The 14,009-nt window shown below is 67.2% G+C and carries 13 protein-coding genes and 1 tRNA gene; 6 read left to right on the plus strand and 8 right to left on the minus strand.

Going from position 1 to position 14,009, the window contains the following annotated elements; genetic code table 11:
- Positions 1-73: 73 nt before the first annotated feature.
- The 4 genes from clpP to ABL312_RS08650 form a co-directional block, all read right to left on the minus strand.
- Entirely contained in the window at positions 74-712 is a 639-nt protein-coding gene (clpP, locus tag ABL312_RS08635) for an ATP-dependent Clp endopeptidase proteolytic subunit ClpP (protein WP_349360972.1), read from the minus strand.
- A gap of 271 nt (positions 713-983) precedes the next feature.
- A complete protein-coding gene (gene tig, locus ABL312_RS08640) occupies positions 984-2,330 on the minus strand; it encodes a trigger factor (protein ID WP_349360973.1) in 1,347 nt (448 codons plus the stop codon).
- Positions 2,331-2,425: 95 nt separating this feature from the next.
- Positions 2,426-2,510, minus strand: a tRNA-Leu gene (locus ABL312_RS08645).
- Positions 2,511-2,622: 112 nt separating this feature from the next.
- Complete coding sequence (locus ABL312_RS08650; protein WP_349360974.1) at positions 2,623-4,197, minus strand: NAD(P)H-hydrate dehydratase; 1,575 nt, start codon at positions 4,195-4,197, stop codon at positions 2,623-2,625.
- Between the two features lie 338 nt (positions 4,198-4,535).
- Between ABL312_RS08650 and ABL312_RS08655 the strand changes: the two genes are divergently transcribed.
- Positions 4,536-4,874 (plus strand): P-II family nitrogen regulator, encoded by a 339-nt coding sequence (locus ABL312_RS08655; protein WP_349360975.1) that lies wholly within the window; start codon positions 4,536-4,538, stop codon positions 4,872-4,874.
- 115 nt (positions 4,875-4,989) lie between these two features.
- The gene (glnA, locus tag ABL312_RS08660; protein ID WP_349360976.1) at positions 4,990-6,399 is read left to right on the plus strand and encodes a type I glutamate--ammonia ligase; all 1,410 of its coding nucleotides are present in this window, start codon (positions 4,990-4,992) and stop codon (positions 6,397-6,399) included.
- 149 nt (positions 6,400-6,548) lie between these two features.
- Here glnA and ABL312_RS08665 read toward each other — a convergent pair whose 3' ends face one another.
- On the minus strand, positions 6,549-7,109 hold the full coding sequence (locus ABL312_RS08665; RefSeq protein ID WP_349360977.1) for a hypothetical protein: 561 nt from the start codon (positions 7,107-7,109) through the stop codon (positions 6,549-6,551).
- Positions 7,110-7,406: 297 nt separating this feature from the next.
- Positions 7,407-8,231: a cyclase family protein gene (locus ABL312_RS08670; RefSeq protein WP_349360978.1), complete on the minus strand. Its 825-nt coding sequence runs from the start codon at positions 8,229-8,231 to the stop codon at positions 7,407-7,409.
- A gap of 184 nt (positions 8,232-8,415) precedes the next feature.
- Here ABL312_RS08670 and ABL312_RS08675 point away from each other — a divergent pair, with 184 nt between their 5' ends.
- From ABL312_RS08675 to ABL312_RS08690, 4 genes are all read left to right on the plus strand, one after another.
- A complete protein-coding gene (locus tag ABL312_RS08675; RefSeq protein ID WP_349360979.1) occupies positions 8,416-10,347 on the plus strand; it encodes an ABC-F family ATP-binding cassette domain-containing protein in 1,932 nt (643 codons plus the stop codon).
- Positions 10,347-11,066 carry an HAD family hydrolase gene (locus ABL312_RS08680; RefSeq protein ID WP_349360981.1) on the plus strand — a complete coding sequence of 240 codons (720 nt, stop codon included), beginning with the start codon at positions 10,347-10,349 and terminating at the stop codon, positions 11,064-11,066. Before ABL312_RS08675 ends, ABL312_RS08680 begins: the two co-directional genes overlap by 1 nt.
- Before the next feature lie 147 nt (positions 11,067-11,213).
- On the plus strand, positions 11,214-11,906 hold the full coding sequence (locus ABL312_RS08685; RefSeq protein ID WP_349360982.1) for a hypothetical protein: 693 nt from the start codon (positions 11,214-11,216) through the stop codon (positions 11,904-11,906).
- 34 nt (positions 11,907-11,940) lie between these two features.
- Positions 11,941-12,762, plus strand: coding sequence for a hypothetical protein (locus tag ABL312_RS08690; RefSeq protein WP_349360983.1), 822 nt, complete (start codon positions 11,941-11,943; stop codon positions 12,760-12,762).
- Here ABL312_RS08690 and ABL312_RS08695 read toward each other — a convergent pair.
- On the minus strand, positions 12,722-13,441 hold the full coding sequence (locus ABL312_RS08695) for a class I SAM-dependent methyltransferase (protein ID WP_349360984.1): 720 nt from the start codon (positions 13,439-13,441) through the stop codon (positions 12,722-12,724). The two genes, ABL312_RS08690 and ABL312_RS08695, sit on opposite strands and share 41 nt — an antisense overlap.
- On the minus strand, positions 13,438-13,887 hold the full coding sequence (locus tag ABL312_RS08700) for a DNA polymerase III subunit chi (protein WP_349360985.1): 450 nt from the start codon (positions 13,885-13,887) through the stop codon (positions 13,438-13,440). Before ABL312_RS08700 ends, ABL312_RS08695 begins: the two co-directional genes overlap by 4 nt.
- Positions 13,888-14,009: the final 122 nt, after the last annotated feature.

Below are 14,009 nucleotides of genomic sequence, written 5' to 3' on the forward strand. Positions count from 1 at the left end.
TGGCGGCGGTTTTGCTCATTCTCACGAACCGGTGCCGACGCCCCCCGGCGCGCACGGATCAGGCGCGCACGGATCAGGAGGCGGCCTCGCCCCCGCCGATGCTGGCGCGATCGGTGATCACCTCGTCTACGATGCCGAATTCCTTCGCCCGCTCCGCCGTCATGAAGTTGTCGCGCTCCAGCGCTTCTTCAACCGAATCGAGCGACTGGCCCGTGTGCTTCACGTAAATGTCATTCAACCGCTTCTTCATGCTCAGGATTTCCTGGGCATGCAGCATGATGTCGGCGGCCTGGCCACGGAACCCGCCGGAGGGCTGGTGCACCATCACGCGGGCGTTCGGCAGCGAGAAGCGCATGCCCTTCGCGCCGGCCGCGAGCAGCAGCGAGCCCATCGAGGCCGCCTGGCCGATGCACAGCGTCGACACGTCCGGGCGAATGAACTGCATCGTGTCGTAGATCGCGAGCCCCGAGGTCACCAGACCGCCGGGCGAATTGATGTAAAGCGCGATCTCCTTGCTCGGGTTTTCCGATTCGAGGAAGAGCAGCTGGGCGCAGATCAGCGCCGACATGTGGTCTTCCACCGGACCGGTGACGAAGATGATGCGCTCCTTCAAAAGCCGGGAATAAATGTCGTACGAACGCTCTCCCCGGTTCGTCTGCTCGACGACCATCGGGATGAGGGTGCCCACGGCGTAATCGACTGGATCCTTCATGCCTCGTCCATGCTTTGGAGAACCGCCCGGACCGGTGACTTCCGGCCATTCACATCCAGTTGCCAACAACAGTCCGGCGGCGCGCTCTCGGTCTCGGTCTTCTGAGTCGAAAAAAGCGACAGCCCATTCATAAGGGATGTCGCCTCACTGCGAAAGGTAGGGTCTCGCTCTCCCCGGGCAAGGGTTAAGAGCGGGTCAAGCCGGGGACCGGTGTCGTCCGGCCGGAAGCCTGCGCTCCCGCCCGGACGGACCGTGAGGACGAACCGACCGCTCAAGCGGTCTCGTCCGCCTCGTCCTCGGCCATCAGCTCGTCCTTGGTGACCGTCTTGTCGGTCACGTCGGCCAGTTCGAGGATGTAGTCGACGACCTTCTCCTCGTAGAGCGGGGCCTGAAGGCTGGCCAGCGCCTGCGGATTGCTCCGATAATATTCGAAGACTTCCTTTTCCTGGCCCGGGAACTGGCGCACGCGCTCGTAAAGCGCCTTCTGCACCTCCTCGTCGCCGACCTTGACCTCGTTGCGCTCGCCGACTTCCGACAGCACGAGGCCGAGGCGCACCCGGCGTTCCGCGATCTTGCGGTACTCGGCGCGGGTCTCTTCCTCGTTGGCGTCCTCGTCGTCGAAGGACTTGCCCTCGCGCTGCATGTCCGCCTCGACCTGGCGCCACACCTGATCGAACTCGGACTCCACCAGCCGCTCCGGCAGATCGAAGGTGTAGACCTCGTCGAGCTTGTCGAGCAGCTGACGCTTCACCTTCTGGCGCGTCATGGCGCCATACTGGCTCTCGATCTGCCCGCGGATGATCTCCTTGAGCTTGTCGAGACCCTCGAGGCCCAACCCCTTGGCGAACTCGTCGTCGATCGTCACCTCGCCCGGCGCCTCGACCGCCTTGACGACGATGTCGAAGGTCACCGGCTTGCCGGCGAGATGCTTGGCCGGATAATCCTCCGGGAAGCTCACCTCGATGGTCTTCTCGTCGCCGGCCTTCAGCCCGACGAGTTGCTCCTCGAAGCCCGGAATGAACTGCTTGGAGCCGATCACGAGCTGGCCGTTCTCGTCGGCGCCACCCTCGAAGGGCTCGCCGTCGAGCTTGCCGACGTAGCTCATCTGGACACGGTCGCCGTCTTCGGCGGCGCCGTCCTTCTCGGCGAACGGCTTGTTGTTTTCCGCGATCTGGGCGATCTGCTCGTCGACTTCCTCATCGGAAATCTCGACGACCGGGCGCTCGATCTGCACCGTCTTGAAATCGATGATCTCGAACTCCGGCAGGATGTCGTAGCTCATCGTGTAGGCGATGTCGGCGGAGCCCTCGAGGATCGCTTCCGCGTCGCCCTCGGGCAGATCGATCTCCGGCTGCAGCGCCGGCTTCTCGTTGCGCTCCTCGACCACCGAGCGGGTGGTTTCGGTGATCATCTCGTTGAGGATCTCGGCGGTCGCCTGGCGGCCGTACATGCGCTTCATATGCGCCATCGGCACCTTGCCGGGACGGAAGCCCCGGATCTGGACCTTGCCCTTGAGATCTTCGAGATAAGTGTCGAGGCGACTTGCAAGATCAGACGCCGGAATGACGACTTTCAATTCGCGTTTCAGCCCCTCGGCCAGCGTTTCGGTTACCTGCATGGCGTGTGCTTCGTCCTTGGTCGAGAACGTCTTTCCGACTGCTCGTTCGAAAGTGTTGGCCCTGTACGGGTGTTTGTTTCGGTCCCGGCCGTGCCTGGTGCGGGCGGAGGGACTTGAACCCCCACGGCTTGCGCCACCAGAACCTAAATCTGGCGTGTCTACCAGTTCCACCACGCCCGCGACTTGCGTTAGGCGCCTATAGCCGAGGCGCGGCCTCTATAGCACCCCGACCGACGCGGTCAAAGAAAAATCGGGGCGTTTTCCCGGCCCCTTCCGGCCGCGCCCCGCCCCGTCAGGCCAGCCCGTCCGCCGTCTCCGCCAGCAGGTCGCCGATCACGGTTTTCAAAGCCGGCTCAAGGTCCTCCGCCGTCAGCGCCGGCCCCGCGTGCGTTCCGGCCGCGCCATGCAGCCACACGCCCATCGCCGCCGCCTCGAAGGCGGGCATGCCTTGCGCGGCGAGCCCCGTCACGATGCCGGCCAGCACGTCGCCCGATCCGGCGGTCGCGAGCCAGGCGGGCGCATTTGCGTTGATCGCCGCCCGCCCGTCCGGCGCGGCGATCACCGTGTCGGCACCCTTGAGCAGCACGACCGCGCCGCTGCGCGATGCCGCCTGGCGCGCCCGGGCGAGCTTCGACGGACCGGCGCGCTCCGCCGTCTCCGGAAAAAGCCGCGCGAATTCGCCCGCATGCGGCGTCAGCACCACCGCGCCCGGAAAGCGCCCGATCAGCTCGAACAAGGCCGACGGAGCATCGGCGAAACTCGTCAGTGCGTCGGCATCCAGCACCACCGTGCGTCCGCCCGTCCCGGCGCCGGCACCCGCATCCTCGAGAGCGGCGGCGACCAGGGCGCGCGTCTCCGCGCCGACGCCGACGCCGGGACCGAGAACGACCGCGTTCAGCCGCGCGTCGCCGAGCAGCTCCGCCAGCCCTTGCGCGCCCTTGAAGCTGCGCACCATCACCGCCGTCAGATGCGCGGCATTGACCAGCGCGGCGGACGGAGGCGTGGCCACCGTCACCAGTCCCGCGCCGGCGCGAAGGGCAGCGCCTGCCGCAAGACGCGCGGCCCCCGTCGACAGCGCGCCGCCGGAGACCGCGACCGCATGGCCGCGTGCGTATTTGTGTCCGGCGGCCGCCGGGGCCCGATAGGCCGCCTGCCAGAGCGCCGGCGCGTTGCGCCAGGTTTTCGGGGCGACATGCGCCAGGACGCCGGCCGGAATGCCGATGTCGACGACCTCCAGGGCGCCGCACAAGTCGCGTCCGGGCATCAGGATATGGCCGGGCTTGGCGCGAAAGAAGGTGACCGTGCGCGCCGCCGGACAGGCATCGCCGAGCACCTGCCCCGTTTCGCCGCTCAGGCCGGAGGGCAGATCGACCGCCAGCACCGGACGCCCGGACCTCCGCAGCGCCCGCACCGTGTCGAGCGCCAGTCCGGACAGCGGCCGGTCGAGCCCGGCGCCGAACAGCGCGTCGATGACGAGGCCCGCCGCCTCCAGGCCGCGCGCCAGCGCGTCGCCGGTCAGCGGCGCGGCATGCACGCCGGCGGCCTCCATGTCGGTGCGCGCGGCGGCCGCGTCGCCGGCGGCCGCGTTCGGATCGCCGAGCGTGAGCACCTCGACCCGGTAGCCGCGCCGGCGCAGCACCTCCGCCGCAACATAGCCATCCCCGCCATTGTTGCCCGGCCCAGCCAGAATCAGCACCCGATCGGTGTAGGTGGCCATGCGGCAGGCAACGTCGGCAACGGCCCGCCCGGCCGTGCGCATCAGGGTGAGCCCGGCAACGCCGCCGGCGATCGCCAGCCGGTCGGCCTCGCCCATTTCCGCCGGCGTCAGCAGCGCCTGCAGCCCGACGTCGCGTGCCGTCCCACTCATGCGCGTCACTCCGAAAATGTCTCCCGGGCCCCATCACCGGCGCCTGGCCCTGGCCCTGATCCTGGCCCTGCGCAGTGTGTCCCCCCGCCCCGGGAAAACGCAAGCCGAGGGCCTGTGACGGGCACAGGTTGTGCTCACTTTCTGTGCACAATGCCCACAAACGCGCCACCCGTTGATTTCGATCATGGGCGGGCGGCTGTAAAACGGCCCAAGTTTCTCCCGATAGGGGGGCTGTTTTTTCGGCAGGCACGGTTGGCACGCTGCATGCTAGTCAGGGTGTGGCCCGGGCCGGGAGCGGCCGGCATTTCCAAACCGATCGACGCGAAGTGGCGGAGGCGATGAAGAAAATCGAGGCGATTATCAAGCCGTTCAAGCTTGATGAGGTCAAGGAGGCCCTTCAGGAAGTCGGCCTTCAGGGCATCACCGTGACCGAGGCCAAGGGCTTTGGGCGCCAGAAGGGACACACCGAGCTCTATCGGGGCGCCGAATACGTGGTGGACTTTCTCCCGAAGGTGAAGGTCGAGGTCGTGCTGACCGACGACATGGTCGACAAGGCGGTCGAGGCGATCCGCAATGCGGCGCAGACCGGCCGGATCGGCGACGGCAAGATCTTCGTCTCCACCATCGAGGAGGCGGTGCGCATTCGCACGGGCGAAACGGGCACGGACGCCATCTGATCCTCACCGGACATTCGGGCGCGGCCTCCTCCGGCACGCGCCGCAGACAGTCCACGGGCCGCCGCATCCGCGGCCGCTCTCCAGCAGTGACCGAACTAAGACAGGGAAGCAGTAGATGACGAGCGCCAGTGAAATTCTGAAGGAAATCAAGGAAAAGGACATCAAGTTCGTCGACCTTCGGTTCTCCGACCCGCGCGGCAAGATGCAGCATGTGACGATGGACGCAGGGCTGGTCGATGAAGACATGTTCGCCGAAGGCGTCGCCTTCGACGGCTCGTCGATCGCCGGCTGGAAGGCGATCAACGAGTCCGACATGATGCTGGTCCTCGACCCCGAGACCGCGCATGTCGATCCGTTCTTCGCGCAGTCCACGCTCGCCATCATCTGCGACGTGATCGACCCGATCTCCGGCGAGGCCTACAACCGCGACCCGCGCACGACCGCCAAGAAGGCCGAGGCTTACATGAAGTCGCTCGGCATCGGCGACACGGTCTTCGTCGGCCCGGAAGCGGAGTTCTTCATCTTCGACGACGTGCGCTTCTCGAGCGATCCCTACAACACCGGCTTCCAGCTCGACAGCACCGAACTGCCGACGAACATGGGCTCGGAGTACGACACCGGGAACCTCGGCCACCGTCCGCGCACCAAGGGCGGCTATTTCCCCGTCCCGCCGATCGACAGCTGCCAGGACATCCGCTCGGAAATGCTCACCGTGCTGACCGAGATGGGCGTCACCGTCGAGAAGCACCACCACGAGGTGGCCGCCGCGCAGCATGAGCTCGGCATCAAGTTCGACACGCTGACGCGCAACGCCGACAAGATGCAGATCTACAAGTACGCCGTGCACCAGGTGGCGCATGCCTACGGCAAGACGGCGACCTTCATGCCCAAGCCCGTGTTCGGCGACAACGGCACCGGCATGCACGTGCACCAGTCGATCTGGAAGGACGGCGGCCCGGTCTTCGCCGGCAACCAGTACGCCGACCTGTCGGAGACCTGCCTCTACTACATCGGCGGCATCCTGAAGCACGCCCGTGCGCTGAACGCCTTCACCAACCCCTCGACCAACTCCTACAAGCGTCTGGTCCCGGGGTACGAGGCGCCGGTTCTGCTGGCCTATTCGTCGCGCAACCGCTCGGCGTCCTGCCGCATTCCCTTCACCTCCTCGCCGAAGGCCAAGCGCGTCGAGGTCCGCTTCCCGGATCCGTCCGCCAACCCGTATCTCGCCTTCGCGGCGATGCTGATGGCCGGCCTCGACGGCATCAAGAACAAGATCCATCCCGGCGACGCGATGGACAAGAACCTCTACGACCTGCCGCCGGAAGAGCTGAAGGACATCCCGACCGTCGCCGCCTCGCTGCGCGAGGCCCTGGACGCGCTCGATGCCGACCGCGACTTCCTCAAGGCCGGCGGCGTGATGGACGACGACCAGATCGACGCCTACCTGGAGCTCAAGTGGGAAGAGAACATGCGGTACGAAATGACGCCGCATCCGGTCGAGTTCGACCTCTACTTCTCGGTCTGAGGACTCCTAAGGCACGGGAGCGCGGGCTTATGCCAGGCGCTTCCGGCCGCGAAAAAACCCCCGGCGGTTCATCCGCCGGGGGTTTTTGTTTTCGGGCGATGCAAATCGCGCGGGCCGAGGTTTCTCCGCGTCCGCGCCCCCCTCCGCCCTCAGGCTACGGTCTCGACGCCGGGCCCCTTGCCGTCCGGCGTTGTTCGGCCGGACCAAGGGTCAATCTCGTTCAGGGTGAGACGCGCATTGATCCGCCGGGCAACCGGTCCCGCGCGCAACCAGTTCTCTGCACGGGAGAGGTCGAACCTCGGCCTGCGCCGACCCGCGCCCGGTTCCGCCGCCGCGTGAAGGCTCTCGGCGATTTCGTCGACCCTGTACAGGCCGCCGAAGCTTGGCGCAGGCATCGCCCTTTTCTGGAGCGCCTGCCGCCTGACCCCCAGGCGCTCTGCCACATCGGCCAGACTGACGAGATCGGGTCGGACCTCGCGCAAGCGGCTGCCGGCCGGCAGCACAGCCAGGAGCCGCCGGACCGCGTCGAGGATCGGCCCCTCCGCGGGCTGTCCGGTCATGTCGAGTTCGACGGCGACCAGCCCCGGCAGGCCCGTTGCGACAATTGCATCGTCGAAGCCCGCTTCGAAGATGGCATTCGACAGATCCACCGGATCGGTATTGCTGTCGGGAAGAGCGAAAACCAGTTCAAATTCAAACCGCTCCGCCATTTCATTCACTCCTCGTCGGAAAACAGGCACGCCAGTGCCTTCTGGCGGAGCTTGCGGGCATGCAACTGGGGATCGCGCGGGGTCGACCAGACGGACATCTGGCAGAAGACGCCTCCGCGACACTCGGGCGCGTTGGCCGGACACCGCAGGAGACCCCAGGCGTGCCCTCGCCCCTCCACGATGGTCCATCCCAGTGCCTCAAGCTCGCGCAAGACGCTCTCGATCTCCTAGGACGGATGCGTCTTGCGCGGCGTGCTGCCTCTCCTTTCTTATTTTGTCAAGCGACAACCTAAGTACTCACACGAGCGCGATCAGCCGGCTCGGGCCGCCGGTGGCGCCGGTGATCTTCGGGGCGCCGACGACGAGGGTCGCGCCGGTGGGCGGCACCGCGTCCAGATTGGCGACGTTTTCCAGCCCCCAGCGTCCGGTCGGCAACCAGGCGTAATGCGTGTCGAAGGTCTGTGACGCGCCGTGGTCGAGCGACAGCGTGTCGACGGCCATGCCGACGACGCCGCGTTCCATCAGCGCCATCGCCGCCTCCTTCGAAAAGCCGGGGAAATGCATCACGCCGTCCGCGTCGGCGTTGCGGAATTTCTCGCTCGCCACATGCGCCGCCCAGCCGGAATTCATCGCGACGCATCCGCCTTCCGGAAGCGCCCCGTGGGCCGCCTCATGGGCTTCGAGATCCGCGACCGTGACCTGATAATCGGCGTCCTCCGCCGCCTGCGCGGTCACGTCGATCACCGCGAGCGGCACGACAAGCTGGTCCATATCCAGCGCCTCCGCGCTCGCCCCGTCGGCGGAGAAATGGATCGGCGCGTCGAGATGCGTGCCCGTGTGCTCCACCACATGCCACTTGTTCATGTTGAAGCCGTCGGTCTCGAAGGACGTCATCCGCTCCAGCTCAAGCCCCGGCGGGCCGAAATAGGTCGGGAAGTCGGGCAAGAGCTCGTGGGTCAGATCGACGGCCCTGGAAAACGCCGTCGGCGCGGCGCGCGCCGCGCGCGGCGGCGGAAAGGCGGTGAAGGCCGCCGCCCCCGCCGTCGCTCCGGCGAGCCCCCGCAACAGCCCGCGTCGGCTCAGCCGTTTGGCCACCGTTTCCTGACATCCCGGTACACACATGGTGAGATCCCCTCTCGTCTGGTCTGGTTGCGCGCGGTCTTGGCGCCGCGTCCGTCTTGACGTCGCGCGGTCTTGTCCCGCGCCGGACGATCCTAGGCTGTGGCGAGGCTTCGACACAATCTCCGACCGACCCGGCGCGGTCGCGCCCCTTGCATGCCGGCGCGTTTGCCGCCATTCATCGCCCATGCTGCAGATCACCGACCTCACCTATCGCATCGCCGGACGCGCACTCCTGGAGCGGGCAAGCGTCACCCTGCCGGCGGGCTCCAAGACCGGCTTCGTCGGCCGCAACGGCGCCGGCAAGTCGACGCTGTTCCGCCTCATCACCGGCGAGGCCTCGCCCGAGAGCGGCGAGATCCGCATCCCGAAGGGCATACGCATCGGCCAGGTTGCGCAGGAGGCGCCGGGCAGCGAACAGACGCTGATGGACGTAGTGCTCGCCGCCGACACCGAGCGCGCCCGGCTGATGGCGGAAGCCGAGACCGCGACCGATGCCCATCGCATCGCCGAGATCCACACACGCCTCGCCGACATCGGCGCGCATACGGCGGAGGCGCGCGCGGGGCGCATTCTCGCCGGACTGGGCTTCGATGCGGACGCCCAGCAGCGCCCCTGCTCCGCCTTTTCCGGCGGCTGGCGGATGCGCGTCGCGCTCGCCGCCGTGCTGTTTTCCGAGCCTGACCTGCTGCTGCTCGACGAGCCGACCAACTACCTCGATCTGGAAGGCACGCTGTGGCTGGAAAGCTACGTCGCGCGCTATCCCCATCAGGTGGTGCTGATCAGTCACGACCGGGACCTCCTCAACAAGGCGGTCGATTCCATCGTGCATCTGGAGGCGCGCAAGCTCACCTTCTATCGCGGCGGCTTCGACAGTTTCGACCGCCAGCGCCGCGAGACGCTGGCGCTGCAGGAAAAGGCCCGCGCCAAGCAGGACGCCCAGCGCAAGCACATGCAGGCCTTCGTGGACCGCTTCCGCGCCAAGGCGACCAAGGCGCGCCAGGCGCAGTCGCGCCTCAAGATGCTGGAGAAGATGGAGCCGATCGCCGCCGCCCCCGGCGAGGAAGCGCTGCCGCTGTCCTTCCCGGACCCGCAAGGCCGGCTCGCCCCGCCGATCGTCAGGCTGGACGGGGTTTCGGCGGGCTATGGCGACACCACCGTGCTGAAGGGTCTGTCGCTCAACATCGACACCGACGACCGCATCGCGCTGCTGGGGGCGAACGGCAACGGCAAGTCGACCTTCGCCAAGCTGATCGCCGGGCGGCTGGAAAAACAGGCCGGCGAGATCGTCACCGCCTCGAAGCTCAAGACCGCCTTTTTCGCCCAGCACCAGCTCGACGAACTGGTGCCTGCCGACAGCCCCGTGCAGCACGTACGCCGGCTGATGCCGCAGGCCCCTGAGGCCAAGGTGCGCGCGCGCGTCAACCGCTTCGGCCTGCCGACAAGCCGAATGGACACGCCGGCCAAGGATCTCTCGGGCGGCGAGAAGGCGCGGCTGCTGCTCGGGCTTGCCACCTTCGAGGGGCCGAACCTGCTCATTCTGGATGAGCCGACCAACCACCTCGACATCGAAAGCCGCGAGGCGCTGATCCAGGCCGTCAACGCCTTTCAGGGCGCCGTCATCCTGATCAGCCACGACCGGCATCTGGTGGAGGCCTGCGCCGACCGGCTGTGGCTGGTCGGCAATGGCACGGTCACCTCCTTCGACGGCGACATGGAGGACTATCGCAAGCTGATCCTGCAGCGCGACCGGCCGGACAGGAGCGACAAGGGCGACAAAGGAAACACAGGCGACAGGGACGACAGGCCCGCCCCGGGCGCATCGGCGGCCGAGGCCGCCGACGACGACCGCAGCGCGCAGGACAAGCGCCGCAGCGCGGCCGAACGCCGGGCCCGCCTCGCCCCCTTGCGCAAGGAGATCCAGGCGGCGGAAAAGGAAATGGCGCGGCTCAACGACAAGATCGGCAAGGTCGACGCGATCCTCGCCGACCCGGAGCTGTTCGCGACCGATCCCGAGCGCGCCGCGAAATTCGCCAAGGAACGCGCCTATCTGGAAAAGAAGCTGACCAAGACCGAAGAGCTCTGGCTGGAGCTGTCGGCGGAACTGGAGGGGGCGTGATGCCGGCCCGCGCGCCCGTGACGACGATCGGTTTCGATGCCGACGACACCCTGTGGCACAATGAGACCGTCTTCCGGCTGACCGAGGACCGCTTCACCGGGTTGCTCGCGGAGTACACCGACACGGACCGTCTCGCCGAGCGCCTGCTGGAGGCGGAGCGCCGGAATCTCCAGCTCTACGGCTACGGGGTCAAGGGCTTCACGCTGTCGATGATCGAGACCGCGCTCGAGGTGACCGATGCGCGGCTGCCCTCCCGCGTCATCGCCGACATTCTGGAGGCCGGCCGCGAGATGCTGTCCCATCCCGTCGATCCGCTGCCGCACGTCCGCGAAACCCTGACCCGGCTGGCGGACGGCTATCGCCTCGTGCTGATCACCAAGGGCGACCTCTTCGACCAGGAACGCAAGCTCGCCGAATCCGGTCTCGCGGAGCATTTCGACGCGGTCGAGATCGTCGCCGAGAAGCACACCGACACCTATCGCAGGCTGTTCGCCCGGCACGGCGACGGCGCGGAGCGGGCGATGATGGTCGGCAACTCCGTGCGATCCGACATCCTCCCCGCCCTTGATGCCGGCGCCCACGCCGTGCATGTGCCCTATCACATCACCTGGGCGATGGAAGACGCCGAGCCACCGCGCAGCCACGCGCGCCTGCACCGCATCGCGCATCTGGGAGAACTGGACACGGTTCTTGAGAGCCTGCACCGGCCGGAGCGGTAACGGCGTCAAACGAGGTCTCTCCCAAAATCGCTCGCCGCCGTCTCGAACACCAGACAGCGGAGGGAATGGCCTGCTCGCCCGAAAAGAGTGGAACCAATCCATGGCTGTACGTACTCTTTCTGCACCCAAGGTGTGGAAGCAGAATAGATGGCGGCAGACGACACCGGACGACGCCTGACGGGAGCGCTCCTGGAGACAGCGCTCATCGTCACGCCATTGGCGCTCGGATACTTCGCCGGGATTGCCTATCTGGACGAGTTTCTGGCCGCCTTCTCGATCTCGATCCACGAGGTAGATGCCCCCGTGGCGACGGTCGTCGCCCACTCCTTTAATGTCTTCACTCACAAAGCCTTTCTCGCGAAGCTGGTGCTGCTTGCATCCGCGGTCGGATTGCTTGCGCTTGCTGTACAGGTCTTGCGCGGCAGCGGCGGATTGCCCGGGAACACGTCTCTGCGTCCCCTGTTTCTGGTCGCACTACCGGCGGCCGTCTTCATTGCCTTCGTGAACATCAAGGCCAGTGCTGCGGAAACCGCGCGCGTGGCGGCTCAGCGGATCTGGGCCGAGGGCACGGCCGTCGTGGTCCCGCGTCGCAGTCTCGACCTTCACGACAAACGCCTCGGCGTGCGCCAGCGGCTGCGCCTGACGGCGTGCCTGCGCGGGCGGCAGATCAAGCATGTGATCGCCACACCGTCCAGGAGCTACGCCCTGTGCGTGATCGACCGCGAGGGTTTTCTGCTCGCACATATGGCAGAGCGAGACGTCTATCTGCCCGTCCGCCATCTCGCGCCCTGCGGCGCCCCCGGGTGGCGCACCATCCCCTTTTGCACCACCGGAGGGTAAGCGCGCTCTTTCCGGCAGATGGGAGAAGACAGTTATGCGATACGCGAAAACAACAGCCCTCGGGATGCTGTGCGGCGCCCTTGTCGCGCCCTTGGGTTCGGGCAGGGCAATCGCCCAGGACCCATCGACCCCATCCAGCCACGGCTTGCTTGAGCGTATCCTCGGCACCGGCGGGATGCCGGTTCTGGGAGGTTCTCCGCCGGTTTTCGCATCGGTGGGCGACATGCGGTTCGGCGTGCGCACAGACGGGACGAACCCGCTCGGGCGCTACGCGACGATCGCCGGAACGAACCGCGTCAGCTTCCAGGAGTGCGGCTCGGCCGAAACGGACCTCATTCCGGCCGAACTCGTCGAGGAGACGGACGAGACCTGCGACTCGCTTCCCGGCACCATGATGCCCACCTTCAGCAGCTTTGCCGCAGCCCGATGGGAGTATGACGAGACCCGCGACGGCTATGTCGTCACGGCGTCCGGGTCCGACCGGCAAACCCAGCACCATGCAAGGTTCGTAGCCTGCAGCACCCTGCCGGCCAGCATGCTCATTGCTGCTGCGAAAGCCGGAGAGGGCGTGGAAACCATCGTAGGACCGGATAACGTGATTTCAGATCTCGCCGTGAAGGTCGGTCAGCAAAAGACGCCCGTGATCGCCAACTCCCGCCCCAGTTCGGCGGACTGCGCGCGCGCAGCGCAGTTCTGGACTTTCGACACGGCCTCGCAGGCCACTGACCCCGGCCCTTCCTGGACCCCGGCGATGCATGTCCCGCAAGCCACCCCGCCCCCGCGTTTCATCGGCGTTGCGACGAAAAACCCGTCGCTCATTCCGCCTTCGCGAACACAACCCGGCGGTGGGGAATGACCCGCTCGCCCTTGGTGACCTCATAGGCCTCGTCTTCACGGCGGGTGAGACCGAGGGCGTCGAAGCGCGCGAGTTCGGAGGGCATGAGCGGCCAGGGCGGACCCGAGGCCTCCGCGCCTTCGGGGCGGACCCGCGTGATCACCAGAAGCCGCCCGCCCGGGCGCACCAGATCGGCCAGCGCGCCGAAGGCGGCGGCGCGCAGATCGCCGGCGAGCGCCTGCAGGGTGTAGCATTCGTGCACAAGGTCGAAGGCCCCGCGCCAGTCCTCCGGCGGGGCGAAGAGATCGGCCACCCGATAGACCACCTCACTGTCGGGAAACCGCGCCTCGACCCAGGCGATGGCGGCCGTCGACAGATCGAAGGCCGTCGTGTGGTAACCGGCGGAGGCGAGCGCCTCGGCGTTGTCGCCGAGCCCGCAGGCGACGTCGAGGGCGCGCGCGCCCTTGCCCGGATTGGCCGCGACCCATTCCACGAGTTGCGGTTTGGGCGCGAGATCGGCCCAGGGCACGGCGGCCGGATCGCCCCCCGCCGTCTGATAGACCGCCTCGAACCAGGCGGCCCGGTCGTCCGCGTCGCCGCCCTTCGCCCCGAACATCGCATCGAGACGGTCGCGCGCGGCATCGCGGCGCGCGGCGAAATCGGTGGCGTCCGCCGCCGGCGCTTCGCTCTCCTTCGTCATGCCTTCTTCTCCCAGCGTCCGCTTTCCGATTGCTGCCAATAGGTCAGCGCGTGTCCCGCCGCCTTCAACGCCTTCCAGTGCCCGCGCGCCTCGGCGACGGCGTCCGGGTCCGAATCGTCGAACAGGAACACGCCGCGTTCGTAAGGCGAGAGATCCGGCGGCGCGGCCCGGTCGACGAGAAACCGCACGTTCGCCGCGTTGGGATTGTCCGGACCGTCGGTCAGAAAGACCGGCTGTTCAGCCTCATGCCCGTCGGCGGCCGTGCCATGCGGCAGGAAGGAATCCTCGCGATAGGTCCACAGCAGCGAATCGAGCGCGTCGCGGCGCTCGCGCGAGCCCGTCTGCACCACCACCCGCCAGTCGCGCTGCAGACAGGTCTCCAGCAGGCCGGGCAGAACCTGCTCCAGCGGCTGTCGTGTGAGGTGATAGAACAGGACGTCCGTCATGAGCCCTTCGAAAAACTGGTCATACCGGCCGCGCCGGAGGCCGGTCGCGCGCCGTCTTGCGCGGGCGGACTCTGCGCCAGGTGCGGCCAATGCGCAACAGCCTGCCGGCATTGCGCGCTGCA

The organism is Stappia sp. (assembly GCF_040110915.1).
GTDB lineage: Bacteria > Pseudomonadota > Alphaproteobacteria > Rhizobiales > Stappiaceae > Stappia.

Coding starts and splice junctions, on each gene's coding strand:
- clpP (WP_349360972.1), bottom strand. CDS start 712: ATGAAGGATCCAGTCGATTACGCCGTGGGCACCCTCATCCCGATGGTC.
- tig (WP_349360973.1), bottom strand. CDS start 2,330: ATGCAGGTAACCGAAACGCTGGCCGAGGGGCTGAAACGCGAATTGAAA.
- ABL312_RS08650 (WP_349360974.1), bottom strand. CDS start 4,197: ATGAGTGGGACGGCACGCGACGTCGGGCTGCAGGCGCTGCTGACGCCG.
- ABL312_RS08655 (WP_349360975.1), top strand. CDS start 4,536: ATGAAGAAAATCGAGGCGATTATCAAGCCGTTCAAGCTTGATGAGGTC.
- glnA (WP_349360976.1), top strand. CDS start 4,990: ATGACGAGCGCCAGTGAAATTCTGAAGGAAATCAAGGAAAAGGACATC.
- ABL312_RS08665 (WP_349360977.1), bottom strand. CDS start 7,109: ATGGCGGAGCGGTTTGAATTTGAACTGGTTTTCGCTCTTCCCGACAGC.
- ABL312_RS08670 (WP_349360978.1), bottom strand. CDS start 8,231: ATGTGTGTACCGGGATGTCAGGAAACGGTGGCCAAACGGCTGAGCCGA.
- ABL312_RS08675 (WP_349360979.1), top strand. CDS start 8,416: ATGCTGCAGATCACCGACCTCACCTATCGCATCGCCGGACGCGCACTC.
- ABL312_RS08680 (WP_349360981.1), top strand. CDS start 10,347: ATGCCGGCCCGCGCGCCCGTGACGACGATCGGTTTCGATGCCGACGAC.
- ABL312_RS08685 (WP_349360982.1), top strand. CDS start 11,214: ATGGCGGCAGACGACACCGGACGACGCCTGACGGGAGCGCTCCTGGAG.
- ABL312_RS08690 (WP_349360983.1), top strand. CDS start 11,941: ATGCGATACGCGAAAACAACAGCCCTCGGGATGCTGTGCGGCGCCCTT.
- ABL312_RS08695 (WP_349360984.1), bottom strand. CDS start 13,441: ATGACGAAGGAGAGCGAAGCGCCGGCGGCGGACGCCACCGATTTCGCC.
- ABL312_RS08700 (WP_349360985.1), bottom strand. CDS start 13,887: ATGACGGACGTCCTGTTCTATCACCTCACACGACAGCCGCTGGAGCAG.